The sequence below is a fragment of the Bacteroidales bacterium genome (genome assembly GCA_041671145.1).
GTDB lineage: Bacteria > Bacteroidota > Bacteroidia > Bacteroidales > JAHJDW01 > JAQUPB01.
In genome coordinates, this window is record JBAZBZ010000045.1 from 1 (window position 1) to 24,370 (window position 24,370).

18 protein-coding genes and 1 pseudogene are annotated in these 24,370 nt (G+C 33.7%); 12 read left to right on the forward strand and 7 right to left on the reverse strand.

Features of this window, described 5'->3' with window-relative positions:
* Positions 1-15 precede the first annotated feature (15 nt).
* Together WC223_12075 and WC223_12080 are read left to right on the forward strand one after the other, a co-directional pair.
* Positions 16-1,401 carry an MFS transporter gene (locus WC223_12075; GenBank protein ID MFA6924974.1) on the forward strand — a complete coding sequence of 462 codons (1,386 nt, stop codon included), beginning with the start codon at positions 16-18 and terminating at the stop codon, positions 1,399-1,401.
* 372 nt (positions 1,402-1,773) lie between these two features.
* Positions 1,774-3,768: a spore surface glycoprotein BclB gene (locus tag WC223_12080; protein ID MFA6924975.1), complete on the forward strand. Its 1,995-nt coding sequence runs from the start codon at positions 1,774-1,776 to the stop codon at positions 3,766-3,768.
* A 55-nt stretch (positions 3,769-3,823) separates the two neighbouring features.
* Here WC223_12080 and WC223_12085 read toward each other — a convergent pair whose 3' ends face one another.
* Both WC223_12085 and WC223_12090 read right to left on the reverse strand, forming a co-directional pair.
* On the reverse strand, positions 3,824-4,774 hold the full coding sequence (locus WC223_12085; protein ID MFA6924976.1) for a GSCFA domain-containing protein: 951 nt from the start codon (positions 4,772-4,774) through the stop codon (positions 3,824-3,826).
* Positions 4,775-4,895: 121 nt separating this feature from the next.
* The gene (locus WC223_12090) at positions 4,896-6,902 is read right to left on the reverse strand and encodes a urocanate hydratase (GenBank protein ID MFA6924977.1); all 2,007 of its coding nucleotides are present in this window, start codon (positions 6,900-6,902) and stop codon (positions 4,896-4,898) included.
* 188 nt (positions 6,903-7,090) lie between these two features.
* Between WC223_12090 and WC223_12095 the strand changes: the two genes are divergently transcribed.
* Positions 7,091-8,953: a menaquinone biosynthesis decarboxylase gene (locus tag WC223_12095; GenBank protein MFA6924978.1), complete on the forward strand. Its 1,863-nt coding sequence runs from the start codon at positions 7,091-7,093 to the stop codon at positions 8,951-8,953.
* Positions 8,954-9,009: 56 nt separating this feature from the next.
* On the opposite strand, the gene WC223_12100 is transcribed toward WC223_12095, so the two are convergent.
* From WC223_12100 to rplU, 4 genes and pseudogenes are all read right to left on the reverse strand, one after another.
* Positions 9,010-9,906, reverse strand: coding sequence for a Ppx/GppA family phosphatase (locus tag WC223_12100; GenBank protein ID MFA6924979.1), 897 nt, complete (start codon positions 9,904-9,906; stop codon positions 9,010-9,012).
* Positions 9,907-10,092: 186 nt separating this feature from the next.
* Positions 10,093-10,611, reverse strand: a complete 519-nt coding sequence (locus tag WC223_12105; protein ID MFA6924980.1) for a histidine phosphatase family protein — start codon at positions 10,609-10,611, stop codon at positions 10,093-10,095.
* Positions 10,612-10,779: 168 nt separating this feature from the next.
* The gene (gene rpmA, locus WC223_12110; protein MFA6924981.1) at positions 10,780-11,043 is read right to left on the reverse strand and encodes a 50S ribosomal protein L27; all 264 of its coding nucleotides are present in this window, start codon (positions 11,041-11,043) and stop codon (positions 10,780-10,782) included.
* A gap of 182 nt (positions 11,044-11,225) precedes the next feature.
* Positions 11,226-11,528 (reverse strand): annotated as a pseudogene (gene rplU, locus WC223_12115) (50S ribosomal protein L21).
* A gap of 160 nt (positions 11,529-11,688) precedes the next feature.
* Here rplU and hisG point away from each other — a divergent pair.
* From hisG to tsaB, 8 genes are all read left to right on the forward strand, one after another.
* The gene (gene hisG, locus WC223_12120) at positions 11,689-12,540 is read left to right on the forward strand and encodes an ATP phosphoribosyltransferase (GenBank protein MFA6924982.1); all 852 of its coding nucleotides are present in this window, start codon (positions 11,689-11,691) and stop codon (positions 12,538-12,540) included.
* A 71-nt stretch (positions 12,541-12,611) separates the two neighbouring features.
* Positions 12,612-13,892 (forward strand): aspartate kinase, encoded by a 1,281-nt coding sequence (locus WC223_12125; protein ID MFA6924983.1) that lies wholly within the window; start codon positions 12,612-12,614, stop codon positions 13,890-13,892.
* A gap of 230 nt (positions 13,893-14,122) precedes the next feature.
* Positions 14,123-15,835, forward strand: coding sequence for a lysine--tRNA ligase (gene lysS, locus WC223_12130; GenBank protein ID MFA6924984.1), 1,713 nt, complete (start codon positions 14,123-14,125; stop codon positions 15,833-15,835).
* Between the two features lie 53 nt (positions 15,836-15,888).
* Complete coding sequence (locus tag WC223_12135) at positions 15,889-16,680, forward strand: Fic family protein (protein ID MFA6924985.1); 792 nt, start codon at positions 15,889-15,891, stop codon at positions 16,678-16,680.
* A 30-nt stretch (positions 16,681-16,710) separates the two neighbouring features.
* A complete protein-coding gene (locus WC223_12140; protein ID MFA6924986.1) occupies positions 16,711-17,145 on the forward strand; it encodes a (4Fe-4S)-binding protein in 435 nt (144 codons plus the stop codon).
* A gap of 136 nt (positions 17,146-17,281) precedes the next feature.
* Positions 17,282-18,718, forward strand: coding sequence for a TolC family protein (locus tag WC223_12145; GenBank protein ID MFA6924987.1), 1,437 nt, complete (start codon positions 17,282-17,284; stop codon positions 18,716-18,718).
* A gap of 69 nt (positions 18,719-18,787) precedes the next feature.
* Positions 18,788-20,182 carry an efflux RND transporter periplasmic adaptor subunit gene (locus WC223_12150; GenBank protein ID MFA6924988.1) on the forward strand — a complete coding sequence of 465 codons (1,395 nt, stop codon included), beginning with the start codon at positions 18,788-18,790 and terminating at the stop codon, positions 20,180-20,182.
* 187 nt (positions 20,183-20,369) lie between these two features.
* A complete protein-coding gene (gene tsaB, locus WC223_12155) occupies positions 20,370-21,062 on the forward strand; it encodes a tRNA (adenosine(37)-N6)-threonylcarbamoyltransferase complex dimerization subunit type 1 TsaB (GenBank protein ID MFA6924989.1) in 693 nt (230 codons plus the stop codon).
* Between the two features lie 122 nt (positions 21,063-21,184).
* Here tsaB and WC223_12160 read toward each other — a convergent pair whose 3' ends face one another.
* Positions 21,185-22,450: a replication-associated recombination protein A gene (locus tag WC223_12160; protein MFA6924990.1), complete on the reverse strand. Its 1,266-nt coding sequence runs from the start codon at positions 22,448-22,450 to the stop codon at positions 21,185-21,187.
* A 513-nt stretch (positions 22,451-22,963) separates the two neighbouring features.
* Here WC223_12160 and WC223_12165 point away from each other — a divergent pair.
* A complete protein-coding gene (locus tag WC223_12165; protein MFA6924991.1) occupies positions 22,964-24,076 on the forward strand; it encodes a mechanosensitive ion channel family protein in 1,113 nt (370 codons plus the stop codon).
* The last annotated feature ends 294 nt before the right edge of the window (positions 24,077-24,370 follow it).

The window sequence follows — 24,370 nt, forward strand, 5'->3', positions numbered from 1 at the left end:
GACGTTAGTGAAAAAATGACTGATAAAAATCAAGCAATTCTCAGCGATTCCAAAACTGCCAGATGGACAGCTTTGGCGATAGTATCGCTTACAATGTTTGCAGGATATTTTATTGCGGATGTAATGTCTCCGCTTCAGGATAAATTAGCTGAAGTATTATCATGGGAAGCGTCTGATTTTGGACTTTTTAACGGTGCTTATGCCTGGTTCAATGTATTTCTTTTCTTTTTAATTTTCGGAGGATTTATTTTAGATAAAAAAGGTGTTCGTTTTACCGGAATAATGTCTATTTTTATTATGATTTTGGGAACGGGGATGATATACTGGGCAATTAACACACGCTGTTTAGATGGGCAATCATGGCATATTTTACTTTGGACTTTCCGTGCACAAGTGTGGCTCGCTTCTGTCGGTTATGCTGTATTTGGTGTTGGTATTGAAATAGCAGGAATAACAACTTCTAAAATTGTAGTAAAATGGTTTAAAGGACGCTCATTAGCTTTTGCTATGGGTATGCAATTGTCAGTTGCACGTTTGGGAACATCACTTGCCATGTCTGCCCCTCTATTGATAATTAGTTATACGGGAAAAATCACTTCTCCTCTTTTTTACAGTTTAGTAATGCTTGGCTTTGGTTTAATAGCTTTTATTATTTTTTCATTAATGGATAAAAGATTGGATGATTCTATTGCTGCTGATAATGTAGGAAAGAATATGGAACCTGAAGAAGAATTTCATATCAAGGATTTTCTTATTGTTATTAAAAACAAAGCTTGGTGGTATATTTCAATTTTATGTGTTTTGTTTTATTCTGCTGTTTTCCCTTTTTTAAAATTTTCAACGAACCTTCTTACCAATAAATTTGGCGTTGATGCAAATTATGCCGGTGCAATATCAGGATTATTACCTTTCGGTTGCATATTATTAACCCCAATTTTCGGAGGCATATATGACAGGAAAGGCAAAGGGGCAACTATTATGATTATTGGTGCATTTATTATTTTCTTCGCACATTTATTATTTGCTCTTCCATTTATCACTAATTGGTATTTTGCTGTTATTTTGGTTATAATGATAGGTATAAGTTTTTCACTTGTCCCTTGTGCTATGTGGCCTTCTGTTTCAAAAATAATTCCCGATAAACAATTGGGTTCTGCTTATGCCGGCATTTTTTGGTTGCAAAATCTGGTGGCTTTATTTCTTCTGCCAACAGCTATGGGATTTATTTTAGAAAAATATTGCATAACAGCTTATAATGGCAAAGTTCCCATTTATGATTATTCGCTTCCAATGCTCATTTTTATGAGTTTGGGTGTTTTGGCTGTTGTTTTTGCGTTTCTGTTAAAAGCAGAAGACAAGAAAAAAGGATACGGTCTCGAATTACCTAATGCTAAGAATTAAATTCATGATAGTGGGTGGCATAGCAAAAAACTTCAATGGGTTTTTATGATAAAATTTTATATTATCTTTGCTTTGCAAAAAAGTTTTGAAATGAAAACAGAACTCATTAATTTTTTATTTACAAATAGTATCTAATTTAGTTACTTCTGTAAAAATATTTTTTACCACAATTATAAAGTTAAAAAAATGTTGATATTCTAAATTCCAATATATAAGGGATTCCAAAAAATAATTTAATTTTGTATAACCTTTATAAACAATTTTTCGTAGAATAGGTTAGTATTATACTAATTTTGCATTCTCAGTTGTTTTTATTACATTTGAAAAATAATGAAGTTTAAACGTAATTTTATAGTAAAACTTTAAATACCTATGAAAAAATATATATTAATAACCCTAAAAGTAATTTTATCATATCTGGTAATTTTATTTGCTCAAACGACTTTTGCCCAAAATAATGTTGGCATAGGAACTACAACTCCAGATCCGTCTGCAGTTTTACATTTAGATGCAATTGATAAAGGATTTCTGGTTCCAAGAATGACTACAGCACAGAGGTTAGCAATGATACCATTACCTCCGGCAAATGCATTACTCGTATACGATACAGAAGTGCCTTGTTTCTTTTATTGGGACGCAACTGCCATTCCAGCCGATAAATGGATTTCACTTTGTACTTTACCTGGTGTTACAGGACCAACAGGACCTCAAGGAGCTACCGGTGATACGGGTACAGCAGGACCAGCAGGACCCACGGGGCCTCAGGGAGTATCAGGAGTTCAGGGGATACAAGGAATCCCTGGTGATACAGGGCCTACAGGTATTCAGGGAACACAGGGTATTCAGGGAATAACTGGAGGACAGGGACTTCAGGGAGTTGCAGGTGATACGGGACCTACAGGTATTCAAGGAACACAAGGTATTCAAGGAAATACAGGACCTCAAGGACCAAGTGGTGATAAATTTGCAACAAGTGATGGAGTTACATGCTATACAGGTCCGCTTGCTATAAGTCCACCTGATTATACTTACATAGTTGGAACAGGTTTGGCTTATACTGTCGGTGAAAGTGTTGTTATAGCTTTTGATGCCACTAATTTCATGATAGGAAATGTAGTTTCTTATAATCCGGCAACCGGTGCATTAACGGTTACTGTTACAAGTATTACTGGATTAGCAGGAGTTACAGGATACTGTACTTGGCAGGTAAATCTTAACGGTGCTGCCGGTGGACAAGGACCTCAAGGACCTCAGGGACTTCAGGGTATTCAGGGACCTCAAGGTAATACCGGACCTCAGGGTAATGCTGGACCTACAGGACCACAAGGACCTAGTGGAGTACAAGGACCTCAGGGTGATATTGGTGTTACCGGACCTCAAGGAAATCAAGGACCAACAGGAGCACAAGGACCTATGGGAGCACAAGGGCCTATAGGAGCACAAGGACCCACAGGAGCTCAAGGTGACGCAGGACCAACCGGACCAACAGGAGTTAAAGGCGACACGGGAACAACCGGACCGACAGGTTCAATTGGAAACACAGGACCCGCAGGACCAACAGGACCAACAGGAGTTAAAGGCGACACGGGAACAACCGGACCAACAGGTTCAATTGGAAACACAGGTCCCGCAGGACCAACCGGACCAACAGGAGTTAAAGGCGACACGGGAACAACCGGACCGACAGGTTCAATTGGAAACACAGGTCCCGCAGGACCAACTGGACCAACAGGAGTTAAAGGCGATACCGGAACAACCGGACCAACAGGTTCTATAGGAAACACAGGTACCGAAGGACCAACCGGACCAACCGGAGTTAAAGGCGACACAGGAACAACTGGACCGACGGGCGTTACCGGAGCAACAGGACTAGGTATTACAAGTATCGGAACTCAGCCAGATGGAACTATCTTTGTTGTACAACCTCAATCTCCTTTTTATATTGCTAATAATGATACATCTATGAGGGTATGGAGAATATCCGGCAACGCTGACACTGATCCGTCTAAGCATTTTATCGGAACAACGAATGCAAAAGACTGGGTTATAAGAACCAGTAACGCTGAAAGAATTCGGGTACTTGCAGGCGGAAATGTTGGAATAGGAGTGGTTGTTCCAAATGAAAAACTTGAAGTAGGAGGAAAAATAAGAGCAAATACTGTATTTAATGTAAATGGAACTGATGGTGTAACAAATGTTGCAGCAGGAACACCAACAGACGTCCAAGTAACTGGTGGTATTATCACATCTATAACAAAAGTAGCTGGTTACTCAGGAACAATTGATGTTATGGATGGTGATGCAATACATACACATCATTTTACATTTACCAACGGAGTTTTGACAGGATATAGCATAACCCCATAATTCAAAACAATAAATAAAAAAAAGGTTGTTCTTGCACGAAGAACAACCTTTTTTATTAAAATTTAATGAAAGGGTGCTTTGAAATTAATTTTTCTTTTTGAATTTTGATTTTCTCAATAAAATTTTGATAGGATTTAGTATTATTATTAAAAGGTTTGTGCTTTAAATCTTTATTTATTTTTTCTATTTCTGAAATTATTTTTATTGTTTCCTCGTCAAAATACATTTGCGAAAATTTTTCGAAAACATAATTCACAGCAGTATTATTAGGATGAAGCATATCATCGGCATAAAATCTATAGTCCCGCAAATCATCCATTAGTATTTCATACGATGGAAAATATTTTGTGTTTTTAAATAAATCAAGCAATTTATTTATCGCTAATATTAATGTCGCCTTGCTAACCTGATTTCCGAATGCTCCGTCTTTCCAATGACGTACAGGGCTTATCGTAAAAATAATTTTTAATTTAGGATTAAATTTCAGTAAGGAAGTTATTAATATTTTATATTCTCCAACAATTTCCTCAACACTTAAAATTTTCTTATCAAAATTATTTTCAGGCAGTTTATGGCAATTGGCAACTGTTTTGCCGGTTGTTCTTAATTTGTAAATCCATGCTGTTCCGAAAGTGATAAAAAGAAATTCTGAACTTTTTAAAAACTCTGACGAATATTCAATTCTTTCATTAATGTTATTCAAACATTCATCAATATTGGAATTGGAAAACCTACCATGATGAAAAAAGCTAAACCATTGCTCATTGTAAGATTGCAAATTTTCCTTTTTAAAGATGCTTTTATCTATTAAAATTTCGAGGCAATTTTTTATTGAAGTAGGATTATAAACTATTCCAAAAGGATTTATATCAATCGGAAATTTTAATTCCTCAAGTTTTTCCCCGATACTTTCGGTAAAACAAGAACCGATAAACATAGATTTTGTGTGATACGAAAGTTCAAATTTTGATTTCGGAACATCTATAATAGTACGAAATTCTGACATAAAAGTTTCCGGTTTATAGTTTTCAGTTCTCAGTTAATAATTTTCAATTCCACAAATTCACCACTTTAAAAATTCACAATTTATTTTTTTAAATCCTAAATCTTAAATCCTTAATCCTAAATCAAAACAAACTCTCTATTATTTCATCATCAACTAAATTTGGTAAAGTAACTTTTAATTTTTCTTCTGTTTGCATTGCCCGTTTTATTGCAAACATTGCCTCATTGTTTCTTGCCCAGCTTCGGCGGGCTATTCCGTTGTTCACATCCCAATAGAGCATTATTTTTAGTTTTCTTTCAGCATCGTCGGTACCATCTAAAACCATTCCGAAACCACCGTTAATAACTTCACCCCAGCCAACACCGCCGCCATTGTGAATTGAAACCCATGTTGCGCCTCTAAATGAATCACCGATTACATTTTGAATTGCCATGTCGGCAGTAAATTTTGAACCGTCGTAAATATTTGATGTCTCTCGATATGGTGAATCTGTGCCTGAAACATCGTGATGGTCTCTTCCAATAACAATTGGTGCCGAAATTTTTCCATTTCTTATTGCTTCGTTAAAAGCACTTGCAATTTTAATTCTTCCTTCGCAATCGGCATATAAAATGCGGGCTTGCGAACCAACAACAAGTTTATTTTTTTCTGCCGCTTTTATCCAATGTATGTTATCAGCCAATTGCTGTTGAATTTCTTTTGGAGCAGTTTTTTTTATTTCTTCAAGAATATCTGTTGCAATTTTATCTGTAGTTCTTAAATCTTCCGGTTTTGAAGAAGTGCAAACCCAGCGGAAAGGACCAAATCCATAATCGAAACACATTGGTCCCATTATGTCCTGAACATACGAAGGATATTTGAAATCGCCATTAGGTTTAAAAATATCGGCTCCTGCTTTTCCTGCTTCAAGCAAAAATGCATTTCCATAATCAAAAAAATACATTCCTTTTTTTGTAAGTTCGTTTATTGCCGCGACTTGTCGCTTCAATGAAGTATAAACTTCCTGTTTGAATTTTTCGGGATTTTTCGAGAGCATTTCTTTTGCCTCTTCAAAACCAAGAGTAACCGGATAATAGCCACCGGCAAAAGGATTATGAAGTGATGTCTGGTCGGAACCCAATTCAATTTTTATATTTTCTTTTGCGAATTTTTCCCATAAGTCAACAATATTGCCAAGATATCCAAGCGATACAGCCTCTTTATCAGTTCTTGCTTTTTCAATTCTCTGAATTAATTGAGCAAGATTGTCGTAAACTTCATCAACCCAACCTTGCGAATGACGAGTTTTTAAAGCTTTCGGATTTACTTCGGCAATAACTCCGATTGCTCCTGCAATAACAGCAGCTTTTGGCTGAGCACCCGACATTCCGCCAAGGCCGGAACTCACAAAAACTTTTCCTGCAAGAGTTCCATCTCCGCCTTTAATTCTTCTCCCTGCATTAAGTACTGTAATTGTTGTGCCATGAACAATTCCCTGCGGACCTATATACATAAACGAACCTGCTGTCATCTGTCCGTATTGTGAAACACCAAGTGCATTAAACTTTTCCCAGTCATCGGGTTTTGAATAATTCGGAATTACCATTCCGTTTGTAACAATAACTCTTGGTGCTTCTTTATGTGATGGAAACAAACCAAGCGGATGTCCCGAATATAAAACCAATGTCTGCTCATCAGTCATTTCGGCAAGATATTTCATAGTAAGTAAATACTGAGCCCAGTTCTGAAATACAGCACCATTGCCCCCATAAGTGATTAATTCGTGAGGATGTTGAGCAACTGCATTGTCAAGGTTGTTGCTAAGCATCAGCATTATTGCTGCTGTGTGCTTTGATTTATGCGGAAACTCATCAATACTTCTTGCATGAATTTTATAATCAGGGCGAAAACGATACATATAAATTCTGCCATATTCCAGTAATTCTTTTGCAAATTCATCAGCAAGAATTTTGTGATGTTTTTGAGCAAAATATCTCAACGCATTTCTGAGAGCAAGTTTTTTTTCTTCTTTTGAAAGAATATCTTTTCTTTTCGGAGCATGATTTATTTCTGTATCATATTTGTGCGGTTCCGGCAATTCATCGGGAATACCTTTGAGAATTGCATTTTTAAAATCATCAGAATTCATTTTATTTTTAATTTTATGAAGCATAAAAATACGAAAGATTTGATTATTAATAAATGATATTCAAAATAATTAGATTCTACATACGTTTAAATCCTAATTCCTAAATCCTTAATTCTAAATTATCCCTATTTTCATACTAAACTCACGAAATATTTTTAGATTTGTAATAAATTATATTAATCATTTTTATGTCTTTTAAGAATCTAAAACAATTTATTGACATACTTGAATCAGAAAATGAATTAGCGAGAGTTAAAGCTTTTGTTAATCCCGAACTTGAAATTGCTGAAATTGCTGATAGAGTTGTGAAATCAAATGGAAAAGCTTTGTTATTTGAAAATACCGGAACTGATTTCCCTGTTTTAATTAATGCTTTCGGTACTGAAAAAAGAATGACAATGGCTCTTGGGGTTGATAAACTTGATGATGTCGGCGTTGAAATGAACAGGATTTTTAAAAATTTTGCGGGTTCGAAAAATACATTTTTCAATAAAATAAAATCCATACCCGAACTTATAAATATTGCAAGCTGGCTCCCTAAAGTAAAATCAGGCAGAGGCGAATGTCAGGAAATAATAAATAAAAATCCCAATTTAACAAAATTGCCAATTTTGAAATGCTGGAAACATGATGGCGGAAGATTTATAACCTTGCCGATTGTTCACACAAAAGACCCACTCACAGGAACAAGAAATACCGGCATGTACAGAATGCAGGTTTTTGAAAAGGACTTAACAGCAATGCATTGGCATTTGCACAAAGGTTCTGCTCATCATTTTGATGAATACAAAAAACTAAAACACAGAATGCCTGTTGCTGTTGCTCTCGGAGGTTCTCCCGTTTACACTTATGTTGCAACTTCTCCTCTTCCCGATAATTTTGACGAATATATTTTTGCGGGCTTTCTGCAAAAGAAAAAAGTTGAACTTGTAAAATGTATTACTCAGGATATTGAAGTGCCTGCCGATGTTGATTTTGTCATTGAGGGATATATTGACCCATCGGAAGATTTTATTCTTGAAGGACCTTTCGGCGACCATACCGGCTTTTACTCGCTTGCTGATTATTATCCGAGATTTCATGTAACCTGCATTACACATAGAAAAGATGCTATTTATCCTGCAACCATTGTTGGCATTCCACCGCAGGAAGACGCGTGGCTTGGAAAAGCAACGGAAAGAATTTTCTTAAATCCCATAAGAATGACTATTGCTCCCGAAATTATTGATATGACTATGCCTACGGAAGGTGTATTTCATAATATGGCAATTGTAAAAATTAAAAAAACTTTTGAAGGACAGCCGCAAAAGGTTATGAATTCACTGTGGGGCGCAGGACAAATGATGTTCAACAAAATAATGCTGGTTTTAAATGAAAATTCCGATTTGCTCGATTACACTAAAATAGCTCAACTTGTTTCAAGAAATGTGGATATTGAAAAAGATATTTTTCTTTCAAAAGGACCACTTGATGTGCTTGACCATTCTTCAAATAAATTTACATTCGGCGGTAAACTCGGAATTGATGCAACAAATGAGCGAGAGCAAATAATAACAACAAATTATAAATTAAATGTTGAAGAAATAAAATTAAATCATCCTGAAATAATCGAAGTCAACAATGAGTTACTGAAAAAAAATATTTCTGTCATTTTTATTTCAGTTAAAAAAAATAAAAAAAATCATTTAAAAGAACTGAACGAAAAGCTTGCCGGCAAAGGTTATTTCGAAAATATTAAGTTTATTGTTTATATTGATGATAACGTTGATATTTTTTCAATTAAAGATATTGTTTGGCTCACATGCAATAACATTGATGCAAGCCGTGATATTTATTTGAACAAAACTTTTCTTGCAATTGACGGCACCCGAAAAACCAAAGAATACGATGATTTTGAAAGAAATTGGCCTAATATAATTGTTGCCGATGACGACACAATAAAATCAATTGACGAAAAATGGAATACCCTTGGCATAGGAGAATTTATTTCTTCGCCTTCACTGAAATATAAAAAAATGCTTTTTGAGGGAGATGCTGAAACAAAAGAATAATAAAAGGAATTGGGTTTATACAATTAACGATTAACTTGTATATATTTAAGGCACATTTAAACTACTTCACATTTTTTATTTTTGCACTCACAATAGAGATTATGAATAATGCCGTCAGACAAGCCAATTCGTGGAACAAGAACTTTATTTGAATTAACATTTCTCATTATCGTTAAAAATAGCTTTGCAGCAGGAACGATAACATCGGCACGGTCGGGACGTAAACCAAGTTCTTCAATTCTCGCCTCAAGTGGCAACCCTTTAAGTTCTCTATATCCCTTTCGGAGCGTACTGTATGGCAGTTGCATCGCTCCTTTTTTTCCGTAAAGCTTACTCAGTTTATTTATATTTCCACCGGAACCGACACATATTATTTCATCATACTTGCTTCGCAGATTTTGTAGCCATTTGATAAAACGTTCCCATTCTTCCGCTTTAACACTGCTTTGTAATATACGGATTGTTCCTATATCAAATGAACTGTATTCGGCAAGTTTGTTGCTTTTTATCACCGAGAGTTCTACGCTTCCTCCTCCAACATCAACATATAGAAATCTTTCGTCTTTATTTTCAGGGTCCATGTTATGTGAAGCACAAACTATTTCAGCTTCTTTCAAACCGTCAATAATTTCAATTTTTATCCCCGTTTCTTTTTCGATACAATTTACAATTTCGCCTTTGTTCATTGATTCCCTCAATGCAGCAGTTGCATAAGCTTTATATGCCAACGGTTTGTAAACTTCTATCAGGTGTTTAAATGCTTTCATCGTATTGACAAGGTTTTCGATTTTCTCATCCGTGATTTTTCCGAGTTCAAACGAGTCAATACCAAGGCGCAAAGGGACACGTATAAGAGATGATTTTTCGAACACAACTTTGTCTTTATGTTCAAAAACATTTGTAAAAAGCAACCTTCCGGCATTAGAACCTATATCAATAGCTGAAAAAAGCATTTGTTTATTGTTGTTATTTATTATATGTAAATCAGTGCTTTTATTTTGAAGTACCTATAAATTTAAAGAGTTTGTTGTTTGTGGTTTGTTGTTGTTCTTTTTAACTACAAACAACAAACATTTTAAACGACAAACTTATAGATATTTCAAACTTTATGTTTTTTTGCGTACTTATTCAAATATTCACTAAATCAAAACTCCATTTTTTCTTTCATTAAGCATTTTGGGGCAAACGAAAAAAATCAGTTTGTTTTTATTTTTCACGGTATTGCTCCAGTTGTTTCCTTCAATATTAATAACAGCAAAACCTGTAGTTGGCATGTAATCGAGCATTGCATCGGAATGTTTGTTGACGAAATCAGTCAAAGTGGGATTATGTCCGAAAATCATTGCGGAATTATACTCATCGGAAATATCAGTTATAACTTTTTCCATCTCTTGTATTGTTGAATAGTATAAATTCATTTCCGGAATAATTTTTTCAGGTGGATAATTAAGTGTGTGCGTGAAAATTTGAGCGGTTTTCATTGCTCTTATTGCCGGACTTGCAATTACTATATCCGGAGAAATTCCTTTTTTTGCAATATATTCTGCAATCAAAGCAGCATCTTTTAATCCTCTTTCATTCAGAGGTCTTTCAAAATCTTCAACGGAAAAATTATCACGGTCGGATTTTGCATGACGAACGATATATAATGTTTTCATCTATTTGAATTTCTTAAAAAAAAGTTAATTGTTAATCATTAATAGTTGTTTCAGGCATATTTCCTAATAACAATTATCAAAAATGTCGTAACATATTTTTCACTAAAATAAAAAAATCTTTCGAATTATGCTCGAAAGATTTCATTTATTTTTATATGAAATGATTATTTATGCTTTTACTTCGGAAAGAACCGAAACAAAAGACCTGTCTTTTCTTCCTTTTTTATATTCAACAATACCGTCAATAAGAGCAAACAGGGTGTGGTCTTTTCCTATGCCAACATTTACTCCAGGGTTATGCACTGTTCCGCGTTGTCTAACCAAAATATTTCCGGATACTACTTTTTGTCCTCCGTAAATCTTAATTCCAAGCCGCTTGCTGTGCGATTCTCGACCATTTGATGAGCTTCCCGCTCCTTTCTTGTGTGCCATGAAAGTTTAATTTTAAATTATATTTATTCTTCTCCTTTTTTGCTCTTTGTCTTTGCTCTTGTTTTTGTTGCTGCTTTTGCTTCTATTTCTGCTTCTTTTTTTGTTTCAGTTTCAGCTTCTGCATTTGGTTTAGCTGCTTTTACCGCTTTTGCCTTTTTGGGTTTTGTGGTTTTTATTCCTCCAATGCTTTCTATCTCAATTTCCGTAAGCATTTGGCGATGACCGTTAAGCTTCTGATATCCTTTTCTTCTCTTTTTCTTAAAAACTAAAACTTTGTCACCTCTCAAATGAGAAATTACTTTGGCGGAAATTTTTATTCCTTCAACAGTTGGATTGCCAATACTTATTTTACCATCATCATCAACCAGCAATACTTTTTCAAATTCAATACTTTTTCCCGGTTCTTCATTTAAACGATGAATAAATAACCGTTGCTCGTTTTCAACTTTAAACTGCTGTCCTGCTATGTCAACTATTGCGTACATCTTGATTCGTTTTTTGATTTTATATATTTCTTATCTAAATAAAAGAGGAGTGCAAAAGTAAAAAAATAAAATGAATTTACAAAGTTTTTATACTTTTTTCTCTAAATATAGAAATAAATGCAATATTTTTGCAAAAAATAAAAAATCATACAAAATGAGCATAATCAGAATTGCAATTCAGAAATCAGGAAAGCTGACGGAAGAATCTTTAAAATTAATAAAAGAATGTGGAATTCAAATAAATTACAGCAACAACAAGTTAAAAACAACTTCTTCAAATTTTCCGTTGGAAATTTTATTTTTGCGTGACGATGACATTCCCGGATACGTTGAAGACAACATTGCTGATTTGGGTATTGTCGGAAATAACATAATTGAAGAAAAATCAAAAAAGGTGAAAGTCGTTAAATCGCTTGGTTTTTCAAAATGTCGGCTTTCTGTTGCTGTTCCTAAAAATGCCGAATATAAAGGATTAAAATATTTACAAGGTAAAAATATTGCAACTTCATATCCTAATATTCTCGGAAAGTTCTTAAAATCAAAAAACATACAGGCATCAATTCACGAAATAAGTGGTTCTGTTGAGATTGCTCCCAGCATTGGACTTGCCGACGCTATTTTTGATATTGTAAGTTCGGGAAGTACTTTAATAAGCAACGGACTTAAAGAAGCTGAAACTGTTTTATTTTCGGAAGCTGTACTAATTTCAAATAAAAATCTTGTAAAAGAAAAACAGAAAATCCTTGATGATTTATTGTTCAGAATCGAATCGGTGCAGAAAGCTAGAGGGTATAGATATATTTTGCTTAATATCCCCAATAATAAAATCCAAAATGCAATTGATATATTACCCGGAATGAAAAGCCCTACAATTCTGCCTCTGGCTGATAAAGGATGGAGTTCCTTACATTCAGTTATTCACGAGGATGATTTCTGGAAAATAATAGGAGAACTTAAAAAAGTAGGTGCACAAGGAATTCTGATTGTTCCTATTGAAAAAATGGTGGTTTAAAAATTAGTACTTAAATCTATGTAAAAAATATGCATTTAAAAGTTACTAATTAATTGCAAAAAAGTTTTTAAATGAAAGTATTCAAATTTGGCGGTGCATCAGTAAAAGATGCCGACTCTGTAAAAAATTTAGTTGATATTCTGAAAATTTTTGGTAACGAAAAAATTGTTATTGTTATTTCTGCAATGGGAAAAATGACAAATGCTTTTGAAAAGCTTACCGGTGTTTTTTTCAATAAACAAGATACTTCCGAAAGTTTTAATTTTATAAAAAAATTTCATATTGAAATTGCGAAAAAATTATTTTCTGTCAAAGAGCATATAATTTACCACGAGTTATCTGATATTTTCAGTTCGCTGGAAACTTATTTTAAAAAAGAACCATCTCAGGATTATGATTTCGAATACGACCAGATTGTTTCAAATGGCGAAATTATTTCCACAAAAATCGTAAGTGCATATTTGAATGATGCGGGAATTAATTGTCAATGGCTCGATGCAAGAGATTTAATAAAAACCGATAATAATTATCGTGATGCAAAAATTAACTGGCAATTAACACAAGAACAATCAAAAAAAAATATTCTTCCATTATTCTCAAATAAAAAATCAATTGTTCTTACACAAGGTTTCATAGGTCGGGCATCTGATGGAAATTCGACAACACTTGGCAGGGAAGGTTCGGATTATTCCGCTGCCATAATTGCATATTCGCTGGATGCAGAGGAAGTAATCATCTGGAAAGATGTATCGGGTGTGCTAAATGCCGACCCGAAATGGTTTGACGAAACAATAAAACTCGAACAAATTTCTTATCATGATGCAATAGAATTGGCATATTACGGAGCAACTATTATTCATCCAAAAACCATTAAGCCGCTTCAAAACAAACAAATTCCTTTATTTGTTCGTTCTTTTATCAAACCCGAAGAACAGGGAACTATTATAAAAGACGACATAACTACTTTGAAAGTTCCTTCTTTTATTTTCAAGGTAAATCAGGTTTTAATCACAATTTCTCCAAAAGATTTTTCATTTATTGTTGAAGAAAATTTGCGAGACATATTTCATATTTTCACGGAAATGAAAATAAAAATAAATGTAATGCAAAATTCAGCAATCAGATTTTCAGTTTGTGTTGACCATGATGAAAGAAGATTACCTCCTCTAATAAGCAAACTGAAAGAAAAGTTCAAAGTACTTTACAATTCGGGTTTGGAGCTTATCACAATACGCCATTATGACCAAAACACAATTGATAGGGTTTGCGTTGAAAAAGAAATTCTGCTCGAACAAAAAAGTCGAACTACTGTGCAGCTTGTTGTGAAGCCACAGAAAGTCATTGGTCAATAGTAAAAAAACTTCAAAATTCGTTATTCGACATTCATTATTCATTATTTTCTGTTATATTAATTTGAGTTTAAAAATATCGAACATCGAACACTGAATTTCGAATGTCGAAGTTTAACAATTTAGCAATTTAACGATAAGACATAATAACAAAACCAACAACTATTTTTTTAAAATATCCCAAAAATCTTTTAAGTTTGCACAACTTTAAACTAAAAACTCTAAACTAAACCATGGAACTTAGCGAACAAGAAATCATACGTCGCGATTCTCTCAAAGAATTGTTAAATATGGGTATTAATCCATACCCTGCCGAATTATTTGAAATAAATATTTCATCAAAAGAAATTCTCGAAAATTTTCCGAAAGATAATTCGCTTTATCAGGATATAAGCATTGCAGGAAGAATAATGAGCCGCAGAATAATGGGCAATGCCTCGTTTATCGAAATACAGGACTCCTTTGGAAGAATGCAATTATATTTTAAACGTGATGATATTTGCTCCGGCGATGATAAAACATTATATAATACGGTTTTTAAAAAACATCTTGACATCGGCGACATTATCGGAGTGAAAGGTTATGTTTTTGTAACCCAAATGGGCGAAATAACAATTCATGTCAGAGAATTTAAAATACTTTGCAAATCGCTGCGACCATTGCCGATTGTAAAAGAAAAAGACGGAGTAACTTATGATGCATTCACCGACCCCGAACAACGTTATCGCCAACGATATGTTGACCTTGTAGTAAATCCACAGGTTAAAGAAACTTTTATAAAAAGAACACAGTTGGTAAATTCAATGCGTGAGTTTTTAAATAATAAAAAATACCTTGAAGTTGAAACTCCTATACTGCAACCTATATATGGTGGTGCGGCAGCTCGTCCTTTCAAAACTCATCACAACACTCTTGACACAACTTTATATCTGAGAATTGCAAATGAGCTTTACCTAAAACGATTAATTACCGGAGGTTTTGATGGTGTGTATGAATTTGCAAAAGATTTCCGCAACGAAGGAATGGACAGATTTCACAATCCAGAATTTACACAAATGGAACTTTATGTTGCTTATAAAGATTATGAATGGATGATGAACCTTGTTGAAGAAATGGTTGAAAAAATTGCAATAGATTTGCATGGAACTACCGATGTTAAAGTTGGAGAAAACATAATAAGTTTCAAACGTCCGTGGAAAAGATTTACGATGTATGAGGCAATTCAGAATTTTGCAAATGTTGATGTTTCAAACATGAATGAAGAAGAAGTGAGAGCAGCAACAACAAAACTTGGAATTGAAGTTAATGAAACAATGGGACGTGGAAAATTAATTGATGAAATTTTCGGAACATTTTGCGAACCAAAATTAATACAACCTACATTTATCACCGACTATCCCATAGAGATGTCGCCGCTTGCAAAAAAACACCGTTCGCAAAAGGGATTGGTTGAGCGTTTTGAAGCAATATGCAACAGCAAAGAAATTTGCAATGCCTTTTCGGAATTAAACGACCCGCTCGACCAACGTCAACGCTTTGAGGAGCAACTCGAACTCGGCAAACGCGGTGATGAAGAAGCAATGGTGCTTGATGAAGATTTTCTCTGTGCTATAGAACACGGTATGCCGCCAACAGCAGGACTCGGAATAGGAATTGACCGCCTGACAATGATTATGACAAATGCAAATTCCATTCAGGATGTGCTTTTCTTCCCTCAAATGAGGCCATTGAAAAAAGCTGTTGCTGCAAAAAAGGAAGATTTTATGGCACTCGGAATCCCTGAAGAATGGGTCGAAGTAATTCAAAAAGCCGGATATAATTCACCAAGCGATTTAAAAAACGTAAATCCCAACAAACTTTTCAACGACCTTTGTGGATTGAAAAAGAAACTGAAACTTACAATCACTAATCCGAATATTGAGGATGTTAAGAAATGGGTTGGTTGATTTTTTAAATTTATAAAACAAATTTATATTTTTTATATTTGTAAATATATTTCATGTATATGTGGCAATCTCTCAAAAAATACAGAGAAAAATATTTAAAACTTGGATTGCAGCATCCGAATGACTATGAGAAATTCTGCATGATTTCTATTGTTTATAATTCATCGAAAATTGAAGGATGTTCTTTATCTGAAACAGATACAAAGATATTAATCGAGAATGACATTACCGCTAAAGGAAAACCGCTTCGTGACCATTTATTAGTTAAAGACCATTACAAAGCATTTTTGTTTATAAAGGAACAAGCATTAAAAAAGAGAAAAATATCAGTTGATTTCATTAAAGAGGTTAATGCAAAAGTGATGGAAAATACAGGAGGTATTGTAAAATCCATGGCAGGAGAATTTGATACTTCAAAAGGTGATTTACGCTGCGCTCAAGTGTATGTTGATAAAAAATATTTTTCCGATTATAAAAAAGTACCGAATTTACTTGATAAATTATGTACTGCAATAAATAATAAAATTGATAAAGTAAAAGATAACGATATCATCAAACTATCGGCAGACATTCATTACAACTTAGTGAATATTCATCCCTTTGGTGATGGAAATGGAAGAACTTCAAGATTATTTATGAATTACATTCAGCTTTATCATCACGAGCCGTTAATAAAAATATTCACTGAAGACAGGAAAGAATATATAAACGCGCTAAATGAAACAGAGGATAAAGAAAATCCAGATATATTCAGGGATTTTATTTGTAAACAGCAAATAAAATTTTACGAAGAAGAAATAAAAAAAATCTCGAAATTAAATTCAGGATTTACCCTATTGATGTAGTTGTAGCTAAAAACGAAGTTATATTATAAAATGGAATCCCGCAGATACACAAATGGCGAAATAACAGTATTCTGGCGCCCCAAGCTGTGCAACCACAACGGATATTGTTATGAAAATCTGGAATCGGTTTTCGACCCGCTTGACAGACCTTGGGTAAACATGGATGGTGCTTCAACAAAGGAAATAGCAGATACTGTTGAACATTGCCCCACAGGTGCATTGACATATAAAAGAAATTCCGAACTAATTAAAGATAACAAAAAAGAAATGGTAAAAGATAGAGATAATGTAATAATTAATGTTACACCCAACGGACCTTTCTTGATTAAAGGCGATTTTATTATAATTGATAAAGATGGAACACAACTCCCAAAAAGAGACAAAGCAACGTTATGCCGATGCGGTGCTTCCAGAAATATGCCTTTCTGCGATGGAATTCATAAAGAAATAGATTTCAGAGGGTAAAGTTATTGAAATGCGCATAAACCCTGCGAGATTTTCAACGAATTTAATCCAAAAACAAAAATTTTTCTTCAAAAATCCTTTTTTATTTAATTTAGCTGTGTAACTTTGAAAACAATAATTACAGCAAAAAATTAAAATGAAAAAACTTTTATTATTCCTTTTTATAACAGCAGGATATTTTTATTCAAGCGGACAAACAGCAACAACGTGGTCATTGCAGAAATGCGTTGATTATGCTTTGCAGAATAACATTAATGTTAAGCAACAGGAGTTGAATACGAAATTATCAAAATCAACACTTACGCAAAGTTATTTCAGCACATTGCCCACAGTTAACGGTAGTGCTTCGCATTCCTACAATTACGGAAAAACTATTGACAGGTTTACAAATCTTTTTGCCACTAATGAAGTGCTTTCACAGAATTTTTATTTAAGCAGCGACATCACTATTTTCAATGGCTTTCAAACATATAATACCATACGGAAAAATAAAACCGATTATGAAGCAAGCACTTTCGACCTTGAAAAAATGAAAAATGATATTTCTCTTTCTATTGTTTCTGCATATTTGGCGATTTTATACAACGAAGAATTATATGAGCAAGCAAAAAGTCAGCTTGAAATCACTAAGCAGCAAGTTGAACTTACAGGAAAATTGGTTGATGCCGGAAAACTTGCAAAAGGAAATTTATTGCAGATTCAGGCACAGGCAGCTTCGGAAGAATTACAGGTAACAAATGCAAAAAACCAGCTCGCTCTTTCAAATCTCAATCTTCAGCAGATGCTTGACCTCGAACCATCGGCCAATTTTAAAATTGAAAAACCGGTAGTTGAATTGCCTGCGGAAATATCTGTCAAAGCCGAACCCGATAAAATATTTTCGGAAGCAGTTAAAATTCAACCCGAAATTAAAAGTGCCGAATTGAAAGTGCAAAGTTCGCAATACAATCTTTTTATTACAAAAGGAATGAGAAGCCCGAGTTTATCACTTCGCGGCGCTATTGGCACTGGCTATTCCGGTGCGAGTAAAACTTTCAAGGAATATCAATATGGCAGCTTTGATACTATCGGATATACTTTTGATGTAAATCACACACCTATTATTTCGGCTATACCAAGTTATACACCAATTTATGAAAATACTCCTTATAAGAAACAAATAAGTGATAACATAAATAAATCTTTCGGGTTTTATCTCACAATTCCAATCTTTAACGGGTTGCAGGTAAAAACAAATGTTGATAGGGCTAAAATAAATTTGCTGAATGCACAGTATAATCTACAACTTGCAAAAAACACATTAAGCAAAAGCATACAGCAGGCTTATGCCGACGCAACAGCGGCATTAAACAAATATTTTTCGACATTAAAAAGTGTTGAGGCATTGCAGGAATCGTATAAATATATAGAACAAAAATTTGATGTCGGAATGGTAACAACTACCGATTATAATGATGCAAAAAATAAAGTGGATAAAGCTAACCTTGACTTATTACAAGCAAAATACGATTATATTTTCAGAATAAAAATTCTGGATTTCTATCAGGGAAAGCCTTTGGTAATTAATAATTAATAATGAATAGTTAATAATTAAAATAAAAATTTCTAACTATAAACTATAAACTGAAAACTTTTTTAAAACATGAAAAAGAACAAAACATTAAAAATTATAGGAATAGTTGTTTTAGCTTTGATAGTGTTTATTGTTGTCGGCAAGAAAGCCGGTTGGATAGGAAACAAAGGAATTATAAGTATTGCCACCGATAAAGTAACACGCAAAACAATTATTGAAACGGTTTCTGCAAACGGGAAAGTTCAGCCGGTGATTGAAGTTAAAATAAGTCCCGATGTTTCAGGACAGATTTTAGAACTCAACGTTAAAGAAGGCGATAGTGTAAAAAAAGGTGATTTGCTTGCAAAAATAAATCCTGATATTTACGAATCCAACCTCGAAAGAATGGTCGCATCATTAAATACCACAAAAGCAAATCTTGCAAATTCCAAAGCACGACAGGCACAAGCAGAGGCGCAGTTCATAAATGCAAAACTCAGTTTCGAAAGAAATGAAAAATTGTGGAAACAAAATGCAATTTCGGCATCGGAATATGATGCTGCTAAATCGCAGTTTGAAGTTGCTAAAGCCGAAGTTGACGCCGCAAAGCAAAGCGTTGTTGCATCTGAATTTAATATTAAAAGCAGTGAGGCATCAATAAAAGAAGCACAAGATAACCTTACAAAAACAACAATTTTTGCACCATGCGACGGCACTATTTCAAAACTTAATGTTGAAAACGGAGAAAGAGTCGTAGGTACTTCACAGTTTACAGGAACAGAAATGATGCGCATTGCAAACCTCAACGAGATGGAGGTTAATGTTGAAGTTAATGAAAATGATATTGTGCGTGTGAAATTAAATGATACGGCATTAATTGAAATTGATGCTTTTCTCAACAGGAAGTTTAAAGGAATTGTTACCGAAATTGCAACATCAGCAAATACAACAGGCATAACTGCCGACCAGGTAACAAATTTTGTAGTAAAAATAAGAATACTAAAAGAATCATACAGGGATTTGTTAAAAGGCAAACCCTCATCATATTCGCCGTTCAGACCGGGAATGTCGGCAACAGTTGACATTCAAACCAAGACAGCCGAAAATGTTATCTGTGTGCCCATCGAAGCTGTGACAAGCAGGGGAGATACCGCCAAAAAACATATTGTTGAAAATAATAAACAGAAAAACAAAAGCGACGAAGAAAAAGCCAAAGAAGAAGAAAAGGAAAAAGCAAAACAATTTGCGGAAAATAAAATCGAAGAATGTGTTTTTATTTATGCTCAAGGAAAAGCAAAGTTGAAGAAAGTAAAAACAGGTATTCAGGATAATACTTATATTGAAATACTTTCCGGCTTAAAAGAAAATGACGAAATTATCACTTCTCCTTACCGAATTGTTTCGAAAGATTTGAAAGACGGCGATAATGTGAAAAAGGTTGATAAGAAAACTTTGTATTCTGGTAAAGATAATTCTTCGCAATAGTAAGTTGTTAACAGTTTGTTGTTAAATTGTTTTATTGTTAAATTGCTAATATCATTATTGATTGGTCATTTACCATTAATAAAAGTCATAAAGATTAAAAATAAATTTCATACATCTTACATCATACATCGTTTTTCAAATTATTAAATAAAAAATAAATTTGCCACAGATTAAAATAACTCAATAAGTGCCTCTAATCCTTAACATAGAAACCGCAACAAATATTTGTTCTGTTGCATTATCAGAAAAAGAAAATATTATTTCCTTTCGTGAAACAAGTATCGAAAATTCACATTCATCTTTATTGACAGTATTTATAGAAGAAATATTTAAGGAAGCAAAATTAAAATTATCAGACATTGATGCAGTTTCCATAAGCAAAGGACCAGGTTCATTCACCGGACTTCGTATTGGTGTTTCAACAGCAAAGGGATTGTGCTATGCACTCGAAAAACCATTACTTTCAGTAAATACACTGAAAGCAATGACCTTTGGTATTATAAAAAATAATAAAGATAAAAATGCTTTATACTGTCCCATGCTTGATGCACGAAGAATGGAAGTTTACACTGCTTTATTCAATTCAAACCTCGAAGAAGTTGAACCTACTAATGCCAAAATAATTGACGAAAAATCTTTTTCTGATATTCTATTAAAAACGAAAATTCTTTTTTTTGGTAGTGGAGCAAATAAATGCAAGGATTTTTATAAAGATACTAAGAATGCTGTTTTTATTCATGATTTCAACGCATCGGCAAAATATATGGCAGGGTTATCTTATCAAAAATTTCTTAAAAAAGAATTTGAAAATGTCGCCTATTTCGAACCGTATTATTTGAAAGATTTTTTTGCAACAACTCCGAAAGATAAGTTAGCGTAATTTTAATCGTTAGTAAAAAATTAAAATGTTTGTTGTTTGTAGTTTGTCGTTACGCTCAATTTTCCTCGTAACTCGTGATTTGTAGCTCGCAACCACACTTAAAAATCAATAAACAGGTTAGGTTAGTACCCATATTTTTCTTTCCACAATTTTTTCAATCTTTCTCTTATTTCATTTTCGCGGGGGTTGTTCTGGGGTTCATAAAATTTTTTACCTTTTATTTTTTCGGGTAAAAATTCCTGAGTTGCAAAGTTGTTGTCGAAGTCGTGAGCATATTTATAATCTTTTCCGTAACCAATATCTTTCATTAAGTTTGTAGGAGCATTGCGGATATGCAGAGGCACAGGCAAATCGCCATTTTCGCTGCATGCTCTTTTTGCATCAAGAATTGCCATATATGAAGCATTGCTCTTTGGTGAAGATGCAAGATATATCGCAGTTTGCGAAAGTATAAGCTGACATTCGGGATAGCCGATTACATTAACCGCCTGAAAACAATTATTAGCAAGTAAAAGTGCATTCGGATTTGCATTTCCGATATCTTCCGAAGCAAGTATTAACATTCTGCGAGCAATAAATTTCGGGTCTTCACCACCTTCAATCATTCTTGCCAAATAATAAACCGCAGCGTTGGGGTCGCTGCCTCGCATTGATTTTATGAATGCCGAAATTATATCGTAATGCTGCTCGCCGCCTTTATCGTACAATGCAATATTCTGCTGAACATATTTCAACACTTTTTCGTTTGTAACAATAATTTCTTTTGCATTTTCGGAATTAACAAAAAGCTCAAAAGCATTTAAAAGTTTTCTGGCATCGCCACCAGAAAGCCGCATTAATGCTTCATATTCCTCTACTTTTATTTTTTTATTCTTTTGTTGTTCCTCTTCGGCAACTGCAATTTCAAGTAATTTCAGCAAATCATCTTTTTCAAGCGATTTTAAAATATAAACCTGACAACGCGACAAAAGTGGCGATATTACTTCAAAAGAAGGGTTTTCGGTTGTGGCACCTATTAAAGTGATTATTCCTTTTTCAACTGCACCGAGCAGTGAATCCTGCTGGGCTTTATTAAAGCGGTGGATTTCATCAATAAATAAAATTGAATTTTTTTCTGTCTTTGCCGTTTCAATAACTTCGCGAACATCTTTAACACCGGAGCTTATAGCACTTAAAGTATGGAAAGGACGCTCAAGTATTTTTGAAATAATAAAAGCAAGCGTAGTTTTGCCCACTCCCGGCGGTCCCCAGAAAATCATCGAAGGAATATTGCCCGATAATATTGATTTCTGCAAAATAGCTCCTTCACCGACAAGATGTTTTTGCCCGATAAATTTTTCAAGAGTGTCGGGACGCAGTCGTTCGGCAAGAGGTGAAAGGTTGTTCATTGTTATTTTAATAATTTTTATTAAAATATAAAATTACAAAAAAATCAATGATTATTTACTGCCTGCTATAAATTTTATTTATTTACCGTTTACTTATTCATTTCTACCGAAAACTGATTTGTACTTGTAATCGGGATTTTTATTCTTTATTTTTATAAGAAAACTCAAATAAAAGAAGTTGTTAAAATACAATCAAAAGAGGTTTTATCAAAAGTAAAATTTTAGTATTTTTTTCTCTGCGGTTCTCTGCGATTACTCGGTGAATCTCTGTGTAACAATAAAATAAAAAATTACACAGAGAGCCACAGAGAATGCACAGAGTTACACAGAGTACTTTTGAGGCACCCTTTTTTAATATCCAATAATCAAAGTTTTTCCCGAGTAATGAAATTTTGAAACGTTAAGTACTAATTTTATGCTATTAATAAAAAGTTAATAAAAAATCCTTTCCGTTCCTTCTTTCAAGTTTTATAATAACTAATTTTGTTAATTACAGTAATTCTCAAATTTAGAATGAACGAATATTATAATTCATCCAAGGAATTTCTTAACCTTAATTTTCTCGAAAATTCAACTTTTGATTGTTTGATTTTTTTCCTGATTATTATTTGCGGAATTATTTTTAGGAAACTTATTTCGAAGTTGCTAAGCTCCATACTTTACAGGTTCTTTAAAAAGTATTCATTAGACATTACAATCAGTAAATTCACTTCATTATTGATTAAGCCATTGGGATTATTCACTTTATTAATTTTTATTTATATAGCATTCTCATTCATAAAATTTCCGTCATACTGGAATCTCGCTCCTGAAAGTGAATTCGGAATTAAAATGATTTTTAAAAAAGGATACCAGATTTTGCTGATTTATTCAATTATTGTTATATCTCTTAGAATGATTGATGCAGTGGGAGTAATAATGAAGCACCGTGCAGAAAAGACCGAAACAAAAATGGACGACCAGTTAGTGCCATATATTGTTGATAGTTTAAAAGTAATTGCAGTAATTTTTGGTGTATTTTTTATTCTCGGTTCGGTATTTAAACTAAATATAACTTCGCTGATTGCAGGATTGGGAATTGGCGGTTTGGCTGTTGCCCTCGCAGCAAAAGAATCAATCGAAAACTTACTCGGCTCATTTACTGTTTTTCTTGATAAACCTTTTATAGTGGGTGATTTAATTACAACCGGAAATGTAACGGGAGTTGTTGAAAAAATCGGATTTCGTAGCACAAGAATCCGCACCTTAGATAAAAGTTACCTCACAATTCCCAATAAAAAAATAGTTGACTCTGAACTGGAAAATATTTCAATGAGAACTTTTCGCAGAGTGTTTTATAAAATTACATTGACATTCGATACAAAAACCGAGCAAATTAACAATATTGTAAATGGGATTCAAAAACTTATTGACGAACATAAAGATACGAATAATGAGGGTTTGGTAAGGTTTGAAGGATTCGGTGAAAATGGCATGATTATAATGATTAATTATTTTGTTGATACAAAAGAATGGGCATATTACATGAAAATAAGAGAAGAAATTAATTTGAAAATAATGGAAATAATAAATAAAAATAATTGCAGATTTGCTTGTCAGACAAGGGAAGTGTATTTACATAAATAAATTAAAAGATTAAATAGAGTTTGTCCATAATGTCCGATTTCTTCGTTATTCTCGTTTTAAAAATCAGTCATTTACTTTAGTAAACTTCTGATTTTTAAAACCTCGAAGGCCTCGAACTCGAACATTCTGAACCAAACTCTCGACCCGTATGGACAGACACTAAATATTGTCATTTCCTAAAATCGGTTGACTAAAAATTAACCAATAAAACGGAAACAATGACAAAACTCAAGACTCAACCCTGTCGAAAAAAAGACTACGAAAAAGTTAATTTCGACTTAAAATTATCCGTCA

Coding starts and splice junctions, on each gene's coding strand:
- WC223_12075 (MFA6924974.1), top strand. CDS start 16: ATGACTGATAAAAATCAAGCAATTCTCAGCGATTCCAAAACTGCCAGA.
- WC223_12080 (MFA6924975.1), top strand. CDS start 1,774: ATGAAAAAATATATATTAATAACCCTAAAAGTAATTTTATCATATCTG.
- WC223_12085 (MFA6924976.1), bottom strand. CDS start 4,774: ATGTCAGAATTTCGTACTATTATAGATGTTCCGAAATCAAAATTTGAA.
- WC223_12090 (MFA6924977.1), bottom strand. CDS start 6,902: ATGAATTCTGATGATTTTAAAAATGCAATTCTCAAAGGTATTCCCGAT.
- WC223_12095 (MFA6924978.1), top strand. CDS start 7,091: ATGTCTTTTAAGAATCTAAAACAATTTATTGACATACTTGAATCAGAA.
- WC223_12100 (MFA6924979.1), bottom strand. CDS start 9,906: ATGCTTTTTTCAGCTATTGATATAGGTTCTAATGCCGGAAGGTTGCTT.
- WC223_12105 (MFA6924980.1), bottom strand. CDS start 10,611: ATGAAAACATTATATATCGTTCGTCATGCAAAATCCGACCGTGATAAT.
- rpmA (MFA6924981.1), bottom strand. CDS start 11,043: ATGGCACACAAGAAAGGAGCGGGAAGCTCATCAAATGGTCGAGAATCG.
- WC223_12125 (MFA6924983.1), top strand. CDS start 12,612: ATGAAAGTATTCAAATTTGGCGGTGCATCAGTAAAAGATGCCGACTCT.
- lysS (MFA6924984.1), top strand. CDS start 14,123: ATGGAACTTAGCGAACAAGAAATCATACGTCGCGATTCTCTCAAAGAA.
- WC223_12135 (MFA6924985.1), top strand. CDS start 15,889: ATGTATATGTGGCAATCTCTCAAAAAATACAGAGAAAAATATTTAAAA.
- WC223_12140 (MFA6924986.1), top strand. CDS start 16,711: ATGGAATCCCGCAGATACACAAATGGCGAAATAACAGTATTCTGGCGC.
- WC223_12145 (MFA6924987.1), top strand. CDS start 17,282: ATGAAAAAACTTTTATTATTCCTTTTTATAACAGCAGGATATTTTTAT.
- WC223_12150 (MFA6924988.1), top strand. CDS start 18,788: ATGAAAAAGAACAAAACATTAAAAATTATAGGAATAGTTGTTTTAGCT.
- WC223_12160 (MFA6924990.1), bottom strand. CDS start 22,450: ATGAACAACCTTTCACCTCTTGCCGAACGACTGCGTCCCGACACTCTT.
- WC223_12165 (MFA6924991.1), top strand. CDS start 22,964: ATGAACGAATATTATAATTCATCCAAGGAATTTCTTAACCTTAATTTT.